Genomic DNA, 14135 nt, shown 5'->3' with positions numbered 1-14135 from the left:
ACGCTGAAGGGAAGACGGCATTGGGCGGACGCTTACGTGCGCGCTGGGGCGATGTCAAGTCCTCGGCCGCAGCTGCCTGTGGCTTTATGGCGCAGTCAGGCAACAATGTGCCGGTCACCTGCCGTTCGCGCGTCGGGCGACGGCGAACGGCGGCTTCTCCGTCCTGCCAACTGGAACTACCGACCCAGACCGGACGGTCGCTGAATCGAGGGCTTTGCGACGTCTTCCTGCAGAAACCCGCCATTCGCGAGCGACCTTTGAATCGATGGAGAATCTGCGTATGCATTGCGACGTCCCGTTTGGACGGAACGGCGCGGACTCATCAATATGCGGGCAGGAGGCAAGGCCCTGCCATCAACAGCAGCATAGTGCCGTGTGCTGCGGCCCCGTGGCCGTGCGCCAGGGTTTGCATCGACACCCGCTCTTCGGATAAGGCTGCGGATGTTTCGCGTAACCGCTGCACGATGGGCGCCGTCATGTTGCGGACGGACGGCGGATCACCACCACCACCAGGGTCACCACGGTCAGCGGTACGACAAAGCTCATCATCACGCTCGAGAAGACCGGCAGCACATCATGCTGCTGCGCCGCCAGAAGCAGGTAGGCCACGTAGGCGATGTAGTAACCCAAAAAGACGCCGCCTTCCCAGCGCGCGATCTCGCGACCGGTCATGAACACCGGCAGGCAGGCCAGGGCCACCGCCAACATCACCCAGATATCGAAGGCCAGCAGCGATGGCGCCATCGCCAGGCCCAGGTCGCCCGACACCAGCCCCGACAAGCCCAGGCAGCCCAGGATGTTGAAGGTGTTGCTGCCGACGACGTTCCCCACCGCGATATCGCGTTCGCCCTTGATCGCGGCTGTGATGCTGGTAGCCACCTCAGGCATGCTGGTGCCGGCGGCGACGATCGTCAGGCCGATGACGAGGTCGCTCACACCCATGGCCTTGGCAAAGTTCACCGAAGCCTGGACCAGGTAGTCCGAGCCGAAGACCAGCGCCACCAGACCCGCAGCGATCAATCCTATCTGCACAGCCCAGTGGCTGTCCCAGGCTCCGGTCTGAGCTGGCTTGATCTCTTCGGCAAACTCGTCCTTTGCGGCTTGGGTCTCGCGCCGCGATTGCACGACCAAGAATACGGTGTAGGCCAACAGCAGGGCAAACAGGAAGCCCCCGTCAAGGAACGAGAGCCTGCCATCCAGAGTGAGCGCCAGCAGCAACAGGCTTGCGCCCAGCATGATCGGCACCTCCTGCCGGATCAACTGGATGTTGACTACCAGCGGCGTGATCAGGGCACTGATGCCCAAGATGAACAGCACATTGAAGATGTTGCTGCCCACCACGTTGCCGATGGCAATGTCGGTCTTGCCGTCGAGGATGGCGCCAACGCTCACCGCAACCTCGGGCGCGCTAGTGCCAAAGGCAACGATGGTGAGCCCGACGACAAGCGGGCTGATACCGACGGACATCGCCAGCTTGGACGCACCGCGAACCAGGATGTCGGCGCCGATAACCAGCAAGGTCAGGCCGCCGAGGAACAAGAGAAGGTTCATGATCAGTTCCTGCAGAGCTCAAAAAGTTGCCCAATACGCATTATCCGCCTTGCGCGAACAGCCAAGAAATTGGCGATGGACCACTTGAGCACGGCGTCGAATACCCTTACGCGGAGGGGTGACTCCCGTCATGCCGCCAACCGACTCGCCGGTTGCGGCCCGGAATCACCGCTGTGGCGGCGCCACATTGCAATGCTCAGATGCAGCCCCGCTCCAAGCAGGAGCAGCAGCGCACTGCCAAGACCCCAGATTACCCAGGCCACCATGGTCAGGCCGCCCGCCAGCACTGGCATAGCCTGCAACAGACCTTCCATGACCGGCACAAAACCTGCCAGCAGCGAAGTCATCGCCTGTGCGATCTCCGGCGGCACCCAAGACGGTAGCCATTCCGGCAGACGCAGCCCCTCGACACCTGATGCGACACCGGTCAGCGCGCTGGCATTCGAAACCGACCAAACGGCAACTGAATGCAGCGCCCAGGCTGATAGCGACCAGAGTGCGAGTAGGCCGAACACCGAAAACCAACTGAGTGCGTAGAACAAGATCATCTCCTGGCTGTATTGCAGTAACGGAAGCCATTCTTACACTGTTCAACGTTCGAATTAATCGTTTATGAGGATGGTAAGCTTCCGTTTTTTCGACGAACTTTTGATCGCAGCGCGCTAATTAGCGCCCCGAACTGGGAACGACTTGTACCTGGGCTAGAGTGGCCACCGGAATCGCAGATCCGCCGTGAGGGTGCCCTACAGCTCCTGGCCGGACTGAGACCTTCCCCAGTGATGCGGCAAGGCCGTTCTCTGGTAATTCGGTTGAAGGGGACCGGCCTGTGCCGGCAGAAAGAACCGGCCCCATGCAGATCTGCTGTCACCTCACCAGCCTGAACAACAGCTTGCGTGCCTCTTCGAGCAAAAGCGTCGAGGATGCGACAGCACTGGCAATCAACCAGTCATTCACACTCAGGTCGACGGTGTCGAACACCGTCTGCGCTGGCGCCCAATGCACCACGACGACTTGCAGCAGGACCACGCCCAGCAGGGCCACCCATAGCTTCCCATTGCTGAAGAACTGGCGATTGAAGGCGCTGCCGTGCTCGGTGCGGGCATTGAAGATGTTGAAGAACTGGAAGAGCACGAAGGTTGTGAAGGCCAGCGTCATCGCGCGGGCGGTATCGCCCGAGGCCATGGCCCACGCATAGACGCCCAGGGTCCCCACCGCCATGGTCAGCCCGTACAGCGCGATGCGCCACATGCGCTGCGGCGACAGGATGGCGGCATCGTCCGAGCGTGGCGGCTGGTCCATGATCCCGGGGCGGGCCGGCTCCACGCCGAGGGTCATCGCCGGCGGGCCGTCCATGATGATGTTCACCCAGAGGATCTGCACTGCGGTGAAGGGTGTCGCCAGGCCCATGAAGGGCGCCCCAAGCACGGTGAGAATGGCGCCGATGTTGGTCGACAGCTGGAAACGGACGAACTTGACGATGTTCTCGTAGATCGTTCGTCCCTCGCGTACGGCGCCGACGATGGAGGCAAAGTTGTCGTCCGTGAGCACCAGGGTGGCAGCCTCCTTGGTGACTTCCGTGCCGGTGATGCCCATCGCCACGCCGATGTCGGCACGTTTGAGCGCAGGCGCATCATTGACGCCATCGCCCGTCATCGCCACGACATGACCGCGCCGCTGCAGCGATTCCACGATGCGCATCTTGTGCTCCGGCGCCACCCGCGCGAACACCGCGCTGCGTTCGACCAGGGCGGTGGTGGCCTCCTCGCTCAGGCCATCGAGCTCGCGCCCCTCATGCACCTCGCCGACCAGCCCGAGCTCGCGCGCGATGGCGGCGGCCGTCAGCGGATGGTCGCCAGTGATCATCTTCACCTGGATCCCTGCAGCATTGCACTGTGCAATCGACTCGCGCGCCTCGGGGCGCGGCGGATCGATGATGCCGACCAATCCGTACAGGTTCAGGTCCTTCACCCAGTCCATCAGGTCAGCGGAAGGGTCGAACGCAGACGCCGGAATCCGGCGTCCGGCGAGCGCGAGCACCCGCATCGCGCCCTCGGCGAGCTGCTGATTGGCACGGAGCAGCGTTTCTTGCGCGTCCGTGTCGAGCGCGACCTCGCCGTCCGGGCCTTGCATGCGCGCGGCGCGACTGATGAGCACGTCCGGCGCACCTTTCACCCAGATCTGCACCGCGTCGCCATCATGGTGGAAGGTCGCCATGAACTTGTGTGCCGAGTCGAATGGCAGCTCGGCAATACGCGGGGTGTGCCGGTTCTGCAACGCAGGATCCACCCCCGCCTTGACCGCGAGCGCAAGCAATGCGCCTTCAGTCGGGTCGCCGATCAGCTGGCCGTCCTGCAGGCGTGCGTCGGCGCACAAGGCGGCTGGGAGCAGGAGTCCATGAAGCTCGGTGCCGGCAGCGCGCCCCTCTTCGTCGAGAATGCGGCCAGCGGCGACATAGCCTTCGCCTTCGATGGCGTAGCGGCGACCTGCAGCGTGCAGCACGCGAGCGGTCATCTGGTTCAGCGTCAGCGTGCCCGTCTTGTCCGAGCAGATCACCGTGGTGCAGCCGAGCGTCTCGACTGCGGCAAGCTTCTTGACGATCACGTGGCGCCTGGCCATGCGGTGCATGCCGAGCGCGAGCGTCACCGTGACCACGGCCGGCAGACCCTCGGGGATCGCGGCGACGGCGAGGGCGATGGCCGTCATCGCCGTCGTGATCAGGTCATCACCACGCATCAGCCCGGCCACGAACATCAGGCCGACCACCACGGCGGCGATGAACGCGAGACGCTTACCCAGCGCATCGAGCTGGATCTGCAGGGGTGTCGAGGACTCGGCGGTCTGAGCAAGCAGCCCGGCCAGGCGCCCCATTTCGGTGTGCATGCCGGTTGCGATCACCACGGCTTCGATGCGACCCCGGGTGATCACGGTGTTCATGAACACCATGCAGACACGTTCGGCGAGGGATGCGCCGCCATCCACCGCCCCGGCGGTCTTGCCGACCGCATGGGACTCGCCGGTCAGCGCCGCCTCGGCCACTTCGGCCCCATGCGCCTGCAGCACCCTGGCATCGGCCGGCACGCGATCGCCCGCTTCGAGCAGCAGGATATCGCCCGGCACGAGCTCTTCGGCAGGAACGACGCGGGTTTCGCGATCACGGCGTACCCGCGCGCTTGGCGCCAGCATGCCGCGCAAGGCGGCCAGCGCGTTCTCCGCACGGCGCTCCTGGAAGAAGCCCAGCGTCGCGTTGAGCAGAACGACCACGGCAATGACCGCCGCATCCTTGATGTCGCCGATCAGTCCGGCGAGCAGCGCTGCGCCGATCAGGATCCCGATCAGCACACTCCTGAACTGGTCGAGAAACTTGAGCCATGCGGGGCGCGGAGGCTTCTCCGCGAGCCGATTCGGACCATGGCGCTGCAGCCGGACAGCAACCTCCGTCTGCAGCAAGCCGGTATCGGGGGCGACCTCAAGCTTGCGACAGACGGCCTTGTCGGGTATCGCATGCCAGGGAACCACGGAGGGGCGCGTGTTCGTGTCCAAGTTCGACTCCACAGAAACAACAAAGGGTCTGTTCCCGAAGGACACAGACCCTTGCATGTTGTCGCTGCACGGACCTTGCCCACGGGCAAGGTCTCGCTTGTAACGGATACGCTCGTTACCCCCGGCACCGGGAAGTGGTCATTCGATCAAACTTCCGTGATGACGATGCCGGGACGTGTGAAGCTACTCCCCTTGATGCGCTCGAGTGTAAGTGGGTCAATCGCAAAGTCAACGGAGGCGAGCCGATCGTCCGCCAGGATCCTTAACGGTGGCGTCATTCGCTTCGTTGAGGAGCACTGCGCGCGATTGCCGTTCGAGCATCCTTCAAACCAGCAACGTACAACCGAACCAGGCAATCGATCCGCCCCTGTGGATCAGGTTGGATCCGGTATTCCGGTGCACACTGAAGACGAGGAATAGGTTGTAGGGGATCAGCAGGAGGTGAAGCGCCAACCAGACAGAGCCATCGACGCCTTTTGCGAGCAAGATCAGCGCAATCAGGCCCATGACGCCATTGACCAAGGTTCCGACGATCGTCAGGTCCCACCAGAAGAGGCTGCGCGCGGGCCGATGCCCGTTCCAGCGGGCACTGAAGTAGGTCGGAAAGGCGCGTTTCACTGCCATCTCAGCATGTCCTTCAGAAGCTGCGCCGGCTCAACTCTTGCTTGTGGATGAAGCATGATTGAGGCTGACTAGGTCGGACTCCTCGATCCATTCCCGCCATACCGCCATCAGGACTGCCAAGACCACCGGCCCCAGGAAGAGGCCGACCAGGCCAAATGCCGCCAAGCCACCGAGGACCCCGAACATCACGAGCAGGAACGGTATCTGGGTTGCGTTGCTGATGACAAGGGGGCGAATGAGGTTGTCGACCCAGCTCACGACCAAGGTTCCCCATAGCAGCAGGCCGATGCCGGCGGCCGTATCGCCACTGACGAGCAACCAGACGCCCAGGGAGCCCCACGCGAATGGAGTGCCGAAGGGGATCATCGCAATCAAGGCGGTCACCGCCCCGAGCAGCACCGGCGCGGGAAGGCCCGCCCACCAATAACCCAGCCCAGCCACCAGGCCTTGCCCCAGCGCGGTCGCAATCAGCCCCCAGACCACCGCTTTCGTCATGCCACCGACAGCGGCGAGGTAGGCGTCGACCCGCTCGCCCAGAAACCGGTGCAGCACCACCTGGACCTGGGCCAGCACACGGTCGCCATCGCGGTACAGGAAAAACACGGTGATCAGCGCAAAGCCGAGCTTGGCGGCGTTCCGCCCCACATCGCCGATGAGTGCGACCGCTTGGTCGCTGCCCTGCCGCACCCACTCGGTGAGTTGTGCCCTGAAGGCGTCGGGGTCACCGGTAAGGCTGTCGAGGAGCGACTGCAGCCAATCGCCCACCCACGGCATCGAGCGAATGAAATCCGGGAGCGCAAGGGAGCCCGCCTTGATCTGCGCCGTGACCGTGGCAATGGCCACACCGACTTCCGTTCGCAGCAGCGCGCCCATCCATAGCGCGGGCAGAATGAATGCAGCGCTGAGCAGCAAGGTCATCAGCAGCGCGCTGACCGTCGGGTAACGCCTCAGGCGCGCGCGCAGCTTCCGATAAAGCGGCCAGGTCGCAAATGCAATGATGATCGCCCAGGCCACGGGTACGATGAAAACGTGCAGCACGGCATAGCTGAGGACCAACAGACCGCCGAGCAGGAAGCCGAGGATGACTCTGCGGACAATCTTCTCGGCAACCTGATCGATCATGGGGATTCGCGAGGAGCTTTAGCGGTCAGCGGGATTGCAGTGCGCGGATGCGCTCTTCGATCGGCGGATGGCTCGCGAACAGGGCCATCCACGCAGGGCGGCCTGCGATGCCGGCGGTGGCGACGTTCTGCGGCAGCTCGCCCGCCTCCAGCCCGCCGAGGCGGCGCAGCGCGCCCACCATGGGCTGGGCGCTGCCCATCAGTTGTGCGGCACCGGCATCGGCACGGAACTCACGCTGGCGCGAGAACCACGCAACGATGATGCTGGCGAGCACGCCGAAGAGGATGTCGCAGACGATCGTTGTCACCATGTAGCCAATGCCCGGGCCGCTCGACTCCTCATCGTTGCGGCGCAGGAAGGAATCGACCAGGTAGCCGACGACGCGCGACAGGAACACGACGAAGGTATTCACCACGCCCTGGATCAGGGTCAGCGTCACCATGTCACCGTTGGCGATGTGGGCGACTTCGTGAGCAAGGACGGCCTCGGCCTCTTCCCGCGACATGGTCTGCAGCAGGCCGGTGGATACCGCGACCAGGGAGCTGCTCTTGCTTGCACCGGTCGCAAAGGCGTTCGGGTCGCCCTCGTAGATCGCGACCTCGGGCATCGGGATCCCGGCGCCCTTGGCCATGCGGGCCACCGACTCGACCAGCCACTGTTCGGTGGCGTTGCGCGGCTGGTCGATCACGTGGGCGCCAGTGCTCCACTTGGCGATCGGCTTGGACATCAGCAGCGAGATGAAGGCGCCGCCGAAGCCCATGATGGCCGCAAAGCCCAGCAACGCCCCGAGGTTCAGCCCGTTCGCGGTGAGGAAGCGGTTGACGCCCAGCAGGTTCGCGACGATGCCCAGCACGAGCACCACCGCCAGGTTCGTGGCGAGGAATAGCAGAACGCGTTTCATCGAAAACTCCATCAGAAAATTCGTGTGTTGCCACGCCTCAGGCTTGCGAAGGCGCCTGAGACTCGCTTTCGACGATCGTCTCAGGGGCCGGTTCCGGCCGTTGCATCGCCAGTACCTTGTCGATGCGCTTGCCGTCGAGGTCGATGACCTCGAAACGCCAGTTCTCCCAGGTGGCGATGTCGCCGGTGTTGGGCAGGCGGCCGAGCAGCCACATCACCATGCCCGACAGCGTGTGGTATCGCCCCTTTTCTTCTTCGGGCACGGCCTTGATGCCCAGGCGATCCTTGAACTCGACGATCGGGATGAGTCCATCGAGCAGCCAGGAGCCGTCCTCGCGCTGCACGGCCCACGATTCCTTCGTGTCGTGCGGGAGGAACTCGCCGGTCACGGATTCGATGACGTCGTGCAGCGTGACCATGCCTTGCACCTCGCCGTACTCGTCGATCACGAAGACGATGTACGTGCCGGAGGCCCGGAACTGATCGAGCAGTTCCATGCCGGTGAGCGATTCGGGCACGTAGACCGGCGCCTGCAGGTTTTGTGTGAAGTCGACCGACTCGCCACGCACCATCTGGGAGAAGATCTGCTTGGCGCTGACGATGCCGAGGATCTCATCCAGCCCATCCCGGCACACCGGGAAACTCGAGTGCGCGGATTCGGCCACCAGCGCGAGGTTCTCATCGAGGGGGCGATCCACGTCCAGGGTGACGATGTCGGCACGCGGCACCATCAGCGAGCCGATCTGACGATCGTCGAGGCGGAACACGTTGCGCACCATCTCATGTTCGCTCTTCTCGATGACGCCGGCTTCCGAGCCCTCATTGAGCATCGCGTGGATTTCTTCCTCAGTCACGCTGGGGCCAGTCGTCTCGCGTTGTCCCATCAGACGTAGCAGCAGCGCGGTCGAACCGGCCAGCAGATAGACGAAGGGGCGCGAGGCCATGGCCAGCACATTCATGGGCCGGGCTACGAGGCGGGCGATGCCCTCCGGATTGATCTGGCCGATGCGCTTGGGGACGAGCTCGCCGACCACGATCGAGACGTAAGTGATGACGACGACGACCAGCACGGTCGATCCGATCTCGCTGGTGCGCTGCTCCATGCCCAGCGTCTGCAACCACTCCGCCAGCGGGCCCGCGAGGGCCGCCTCGCCGACGATGCCGTTGAGGATGCCGATCGAGGTGATGCCGATCTGGATCGTGGACAGGAAGCGCGTGGGATCCTCGCCGAGCTTCATGGCGACTGCGGCCGAGCCGTCACCGTCGTCCGCAAGCCGTGCGAGGCGCGCGCGGCGCGCGGTGACGAGCGCGATCTCGGACATTGCAAAGACACCGTTGAGCACGATGAGGGCGATGAGTAAGGCGATTTCCATGGTGTAGGTTCAGCGCAATGCGCAAAGGGGAGGACGAGCGAAGGCCTGCCCGCAGGCATGGCCGAGAGATGAACGCAGGGGACCCGCCCCACACGGCCACAAGGGCGCATGGCGCGTCCGACAAGCCCCATCACGGAGGGCGTCGTATCGTTTCGTGTGCGTGGTAAAGCGTCTTACGAACCAGGGACAACATCGACCTGGGACGTCTTCCGGAGACAGATCGCTTCCATCGTCCGGGGATGCAGAGAGAGTTCTCTGGAGGCGGGTAAAACGACTCATAGAGCGGAGTGCAGAACACCCCGCGCAATCCTTTATCTGTTGCGACGAAAATAATCATGCCCGAGTTGGGGGGCCGTGTCGATATCTGAAAGAGGATCCTACTCACCACGGTCCTTGACTTTGCTGTAGCGCAACATACACTCGCTCTCCATCAAGGGGAGTAGCTTTTCACGCTGCAGCATCGTCATCACGGTAGGATCGTCGCAATACGTCCTCCCGGTGCTGCAGGCAACGACATCGTTGCAAGCGAGACCTTGCCCGAGGGGCAAGGTCCGTGCGAGCGAAGCATACGCAAGGGTCTGTGTCCTTCGGGAACAGGCCCTTTTTGTTTTTGTGTGCGGAGCGCGCGATGGAATCGATCGGAACGTGGTGGATGTGGGCGGCCTTTGCCGCCATCGTGGTGACGATGTTGCTGGTCGACCTGTTCGCCTTCGGCGGCGGCAAGCAGCACCGGGTGTCGCTGAAGGAAGCGGCGGGCTGGTCGCTCGCCTGGGTCACGGTGGCGATGCTGTTCGCCGCCGGGCTGTGGTGGTACCTCGACGGCACGCTCGGGCGTGCGCTGGCCAACGAGCAGGCGACCGCCTTCGTCACCGGCTACCTGGTCGAGAAGTCGCTCGCGGTCGACAACGTCTTCGTGTGGATGATGATCTTCAGCTTCTTCGCGGTACCGCTGGAGCTTCAGCGCCGCGTGCTGCTGTACGGCATCGTCGGCGCGATCGTGCTGCGCACGATCATGATCTTCGCCGGAAGCTGGCTGATCAACGAGTTCCACTGGCTGCTGTACGTCTTCGGCGCCTTCCTGATCGTCACCGGCATCAAGATGGCGTGGTTCTCCGAGCACGACCCCGACCTCGAGAAGAACCCCCTCATCCGCTGGATCCGCAACCACTACCCGGTCACCGAGAAGCTCGAGGGCGAGCGCTTCTTCGTGATGCGCGATGGCGTGCGCATGATGACCCCGCTATTCCTCGCCCTGGTCCTGGTCGAGATCTCCGACGTGATCTTCGCGGTCGACAGCATCCCGGCGATCTTCGCGATCACCACCGACCCCTTCATCGTGCTCACCTCGAACCTCTTCGCCATCCTCGGCCTGCGCGCGATGTACTTCCTGCTCGCCGACCTCGGCGACCGCTTCGAGCTGCTCAAGTACGGCCTGGCGGCGATCCTGGTCTTCATCGGCACCAAGATGTTGATCGTCGAGTGGGTGAAGATTCCCGTGCTGGTGTCGCTGTCGGTGGTTGCCACCATCCTGGCGTGCTCGGTGTTCGCCAGCCTGTGGTACTCGGCGCGCAAGGCGAAACCCGTCGTCTGAAGAGGACAGGCCTCGAACAAGATTGGCGGCAACAAGGAGAGGAATCTGACCATGACAATCAAAGCACGCGTACTCACTCACACCCGGGTGACCGCAAGAGCAAAGCGGCAATGTCCTCTGCTCCCTGCCTTCGTGTTACTCGGGCTTGTCGGATGCACGGTGGTACCCGATCAAGGTCTGCAGTCAGGAAACAGTGCCGAGGGCATGCGGGTGCAGGGAGCATCCACCCATCCGATTGCAGGCGGCTCCTCGGCTGAGCTGGCTGCATCGAGGGCTAGCCAGTCCTCGTTCGGAGCGGCAGACACCGGGATGCCGTCCCTCGCAGAGGAACCGGTTGCCGTCATCGAGCTGCCGCCGATTGCAGACTCCCTATCGCCCGAAATGACCGCCCGTCTGCGCGAGGTAGCCGAGGCAGCGAAGGCCGACGAGCGCGTCACACTTTCGCTGGAAGGCTTCGTGCCCGATGGTGGAAGTCCGCAGTTGAACATCGGTCTCGCCGAGCAATCCCTGATGGTTGTGCGCAAGCAGTTGATCGCCATGCGCGTGCCCGTTGGCCGGATACAGATCATTCCTTTTGGTGAGCACCACAACCGTGCACGCTCCCCCACCAATCACTGGGTTGAGATTTATGTCCGCGTCCGTGATCGCTGATGCCCGGCGAAGAGCCGGCCAAGGTTCTGCTCAGGGAGACCGTCGCTAAGCTTGTGGCCAAGTTGCAGATCATCCGCTAGTGCGGCAGGTATCCGGGCGAAGCTGACGGCTTAACGATTCACGCTCCAGAGCGTCGGGGGGCAGCTTGTGTTTAGCTTTGTTCGACGCCTGCCCCTGCCTCGCGGCGATGAAGGTCCGACCCAGGTCGGTGGGCAGGCGTTGGACAAAGCCCGGGGGAGGAAACCGCGAAACGAGGCGAGGCCGTTCAATCGGGGCGCAGCGCTATGGGCATTTGAGCGCCGCCCGACCGCGCAGGTACGCGATGTGCATGGTGCTGCGCCATGTGCGGCGTGTTGCGTGAAGCCGTTGCCCGCCCTCGGTGGCATGGGCGGCGTCAGTGCAGCGCGACATGTGATGCGAAGGCGCGTGGCGGGCGCAGCGGGTTTCGACCAGGCCCGTCCGAACGGGTGCTGGCGGAAGGCTGCGGGCGTGGACGCGATGCCCGGTCATGAGGTCGCCCCATGGAGTGGCGGCGCCCGGATCGTCGCACCCCGAGCAAAGGTCTCGATGACGCGCATCACCGATCCACAGCAGCGACACACGAAGCCGGCGGTGGGCGTGGTCGACAGCGCGGCGGCTGGCTCCACCGCGATGGCGTGTGGATCGTCTGGCGGCGTCGCGACGAGCAACTCGCGCGCATGCGCTAGGTGCTGCCGCCGTCCTGCGTTGGCGAGCAATCCGTAGTGCCGGATGCGGTGAAAGCCGCACGGCAACACGTGCAACAGGAAGCGGCGCATGAACTCCTCGGCAGTGAGCGTCATCGTCTTGTGGCGGGTGCGCCCCTTGGCGCGGTAGTCCTTCCAGCGGAAGGAGACGCTGCCGGCGTCGAGCGACACCAGGCGACGGTTCGAGATCGCCACCCGATGGGTGTAGCGCGACAGGTAGGCGAGCACCGCCTCGGGGCCGGCGAAGGGCCGCTTGGCATAGACGACCCATTCGCTCGTGCGCAGCGGCGCGAGCCAGCGCAGGAACGCGGCCAGTTGTGCCAGCGGGGCGAACTCGCCGAAGAAGCGCAGCGCCCCGGCGCGATGCGCCTTCGCCAGCTCTTCCAGGAAACGCCGCCGGAACAGCCGCGAGAGCACGCGGACCGGCAAGAAGAAGCCATGCCTGCAGGCAATCCAGCGTTGCCCGTCGGCCGACAGGCCGCCCCCGGGGACGATGCCGTGCACGTGCGGGTGGTGCGTCATCGCCGAACCCCACGTGTGCAGCACGAGCGTGGCGCCGATCGTCGCGCCGAGGTGCTTCGGGTCGGCAGCGATGGTGAGCAGCGTCTCGGCGGCGACCTCGAACAGCAGCCGATAGACGAGCGCCTTGTTCGTGTAGGCGAACGCGCTGATCGGCGCCGGCAGCGTGAAGACCACGTGGTAATACTCGACCGGCAGCAGGTCCGCCTGCCGGGCCTCGAGCCAACGCTGGGCAGCCCGCGCCTGACACTTCGGGCAGTGCCGGTTGCGGCACGAGTTGTAGCTGATGTCGATCTGCTCGCAGGCCTCACAGCGCAGCACATGCCCACCCAGCGCCGCAGTGCGGCACTGTTCGATGGCCGACATGACCTTCAACTGCCCGAGGCTCAGGTGACCGTGCTGGGCGAGACGCCACGCCGGCCCGAAGGCGCGGAAGATGTCCGCGACCTCCAGTGCGGGGCGAGCCACGATGCGCCTACGCCGACTGCAAGGTCTCCAGCGGACTGACGACTTCGCGCAGCAGGTCGGTGGCGACCTGCGTGTAGATCACCGTGGTGTCGAGTTTCTTGTGGCCGAGCAGCGCCTGGATGATGCGGATGTCGACCTTCTGCTCGAGCAGGTGGGTCGCGAAGCAGTGGCGAAGCGTGTGCATCGACACCCGCTTGTCGATGCCGGCCGCCAGGGCGGCGGCCTGAACAGCGCGATTGAGCTGACGCGGGCTCAGTGACTCGATCGGGTTGAGGCCCGGGAACAACCAGCCGCCATCGAGCATCTTGCCCTGCGCCCGGGCGACCCGCCACCACACGCGCAACCGCTCCAGCAGCAGGGGCGAGAGCATCGCGTAGCGATCCTTGCGGCCTTTGCCTTGCTCGACCCGCAGGGTCATGCGCCCGCTGTCGACGTCGCTGACCTTGAGCGAGACCACTTCGCTCGCTCGCAGTCCGGTCGCGTAGGCGAGCGACAGCGCCGTCTGGTGCTTGAGATTGTTGCAGGCGGCGATCAGGCGCGCGACCTCCTCGCGGCTGAGCACCACCGGCAAGCGCTGCGGCAGCCGGACCGGCTGCATTCGTGCCATCAACTCGCCGCGTTGAAGCGTGATATCGAAGAAGAACTTCAGCCCGCTGATGGCGGCGTTGAGCGACATCGGCGAGGTGCCGGTATCGACCAGGTGCAACTGGTAGTTGCGCAGGTCCTCCACCGTGGCGCTATCGGGCGCGCGCCCCAGATAGCGCGTGAACCGGCACACCGCACGGATGTACGCACTCTGCGTCTTGGGGGTGAGCTTGCGCATCCGCATGTCGTCGAGCATGCGCTGGCGCAAGGGGCTGACGGGACGAGTCGGGGTGTCCATGGCTTGCTCCTGTCGAAAATGAGGCCGATTGCCTCATCTCCCACCATGGCAAGCCCGCTGCCGATGGAAACCACGAACTTCGATGCTCGTCACGAGCGGTTCAGCACACCCCTACCGCGCGAGCGGTTTAGTCCCCTGGCCGATAGTACGCTGTGGGCATCTTCCCCGATAGCCGCCGCACGCCACGG

At 64.3% G+C, this 14135-nt stretch carries 11 protein-coding genes; 2 read left to right on the top strand and 9 right to left on the bottom strand.

Annotated features, from left to right (window positions below; genetic code table 11):
* Window positions 1-474: 474 nt before the first annotated feature.
* The 7 genes from TMZ1T_RS01290 to TMZ1T_RS01260 form a co-directional block, all read right to left on the bottom strand.
* Window positions 475-1551, bottom strand: coding sequence for a calcium/sodium antiporter (locus TMZ1T_RS01290; RefSeq protein ID WP_012584332.1), 1077 nt, complete (start codon window positions 1549-1551; stop codon window positions 475-477).
* A 128-nt stretch (window positions 1552-1679) separates the two neighbouring features.
* Window positions 1680-2099 carry a hypothetical protein gene (locus TMZ1T_RS01285; RefSeq protein WP_021248568.1) on the bottom strand — a complete coding sequence of 140 codons (420 nt, stop codon included), beginning with the start codon at window positions 2097-2099 and terminating at the stop codon, window positions 1680-1682.
* Window positions 2100-2415: 316 nt separating this feature from the next.
* Window positions 2416-5091: a cation-translocating P-type ATPase gene (locus TMZ1T_RS01280; protein ID WP_012584330.1), complete on the bottom strand. Its 2676-nt coding sequence runs from the start codon at window positions 5089-5091 to the stop codon at window positions 2416-2418.
* Between the two features lie 324 nt (window positions 5092-5415).
* Window positions 5416-5715: a hypothetical protein gene (locus tag TMZ1T_RS01275; RefSeq protein ID WP_012584329.1), complete on the bottom strand. Its 300-nt coding sequence runs from the start codon at window positions 5713-5715 to the stop codon at window positions 5416-5418.
* A 30-nt stretch (window positions 5716-5745) separates the two neighbouring features.
* The gene (locus TMZ1T_RS01270; RefSeq protein WP_012584328.1) at window positions 5746-6837 is read right to left on the bottom strand and encodes an AI-2E family transporter; all 1092 of its coding nucleotides are present in this window, start codon (window positions 6835-6837) and stop codon (window positions 5746-5748) included.
* Window positions 6838-6862: 25 nt separating this feature from the next.
* Window positions 6863-7738, bottom strand: a complete 876-nt coding sequence (gene htpX, locus TMZ1T_RS01265; protein WP_012584327.1) for a protease HtpX — start codon at window positions 7736-7738, stop codon at window positions 6863-6865.
* A 37-nt stretch (window positions 7739-7775) separates the two neighbouring features.
* Window positions 7776-9110: a hemolysin family protein gene (locus TMZ1T_RS01260; protein WP_012584326.1), complete on the bottom strand. Its 1335-nt coding sequence runs from the start codon at window positions 9108-9110 to the stop codon at window positions 7776-7778.
* 628 nt (window positions 9111-9738) lie between these two features.
* Here TMZ1T_RS01260 and TMZ1T_RS01255 point away from each other — a divergent pair.
* Both TMZ1T_RS01255 and TMZ1T_RS01250 read left to right on the top strand, forming a co-directional pair.
* The gene (locus TMZ1T_RS01255; RefSeq protein ID WP_012584325.1) at window positions 9739-10701 is read left to right on the top strand and encodes a TerC family protein; all 963 of its coding nucleotides are present in this window, start codon (window positions 9739-9741) and stop codon (window positions 10699-10701) included.
* Between the two features lie 51 nt (window positions 10702-10752).
* Window positions 10753-11352: an OmpA family protein gene (locus TMZ1T_RS01250; protein ID WP_012584324.1), complete on the top strand. Its 600-nt coding sequence runs from the start codon at window positions 10753-10755 to the stop codon at window positions 11350-11352.
* A gap of 506 nt (window positions 11353-11858) precedes the next feature.
* Here TMZ1T_RS01250 and TMZ1T_RS01245 read toward each other — a convergent pair.
* Both TMZ1T_RS01245 and TMZ1T_RS01240 read right to left on the bottom strand, forming a co-directional pair.
* On the bottom strand, window positions 11859-13064 hold the full coding sequence (locus TMZ1T_RS01245) for an IS91 family transposase (protein WP_012584323.1): 1206 nt from the start codon (window positions 13062-13064) through the stop codon (window positions 11859-11861).
* A gap of 7 nt (window positions 13065-13071) precedes the next feature.
* Complete coding sequence (locus tag TMZ1T_RS01240; protein WP_004265662.1) at window positions 13072-13947, bottom strand: tyrosine-type recombinase/integrase; 876 nt, start codon at window positions 13945-13947, stop codon at window positions 13072-13074.
* Between the last annotated feature and the right edge of the window lie 188 nt (window positions 13948-14135).

Source organism: Thauera aminoaromatica (genome assembly GCF_000021765.1).
Classification (GTDB): domain Bacteria; phylum Pseudomonadota; class Gammaproteobacteria; order Burkholderiales; family Rhodocyclaceae; genus Thauera; species Thauera aminoaromatica.
The sequence above is the reverse complement of the archived record's forward strand: the minus strand, read 5'-3'. Positions and strand labels throughout refer to the sequence as shown.